Raw genomic sequence first — 509 nt, 5'->3', positions numbered from 1 at the left:
ATCATATCCTGTTACAGCTGCCCTCAATGTACAGGGGCAAACTCTTCAGTGATGAAAATAGCGCTGTCAGAAGAAAGACATTAAGGGCCAGAACTGCTGAAAAACTTGAAGTGCCTTACACGCTTGATTCACTGACCTGTTTTCTGGCATTGGCTATTGAAGAGGGGTGGGCTGAGCAGAAAAATAGTTGTCGACGGGCACATGGCTGCCAGATGACAGTAATCAAACTGTTTCTCAGACAGAGCTTACTAACGCCATTATCTGCTGTTGCAGAAGACCTTTACACAACAATATCTAAACAACTGCAGCACCTGTTTACAACGTCGGTTTATGATCCATTCTACTTTGAGTTTAACGATCATAATGACCATCAACGCCAGCTAATTAATGGTTTTTTCGCACACTGTGAGCTTGTTTTCTCTGGCAGTTTGAAGCTGTATGGAGAATGGTTGACCCAAGCCAGAAAAACCGGGCTGACCAAAAGCGCTGCTGATGACAAGGCTTTTTTG

Annotated in this window: 1 protein-coding gene; it reads left to right on the top strand. The window is 44.0% G+C overall.

Annotation, left to right across the window (positions count from 1 at the left end):
- Positions 1–26 precede the first annotated feature (26 nt).
- Positions 27–509 (top strand): hypothetical protein (locus J7438_RS27505; RefSeq protein WP_209279180.1); only part of this gene is annotated, 483 nt, incomplete at its 3' end.

Source organism: Thalassotalea sp. G20_0 (assembly GCF_017744175.1).
In the GTDB taxonomy this organism is placed as follows: Bacteria; Pseudomonadota; Gammaproteobacteria; order Pseudomonadales; family Endozoicomonadaceae; genus Endozoicomonas.
Note: the sequence above shows the minus strand (reverse complement) of the source record. Positions and strands in the feature narration are given on the sequence as shown.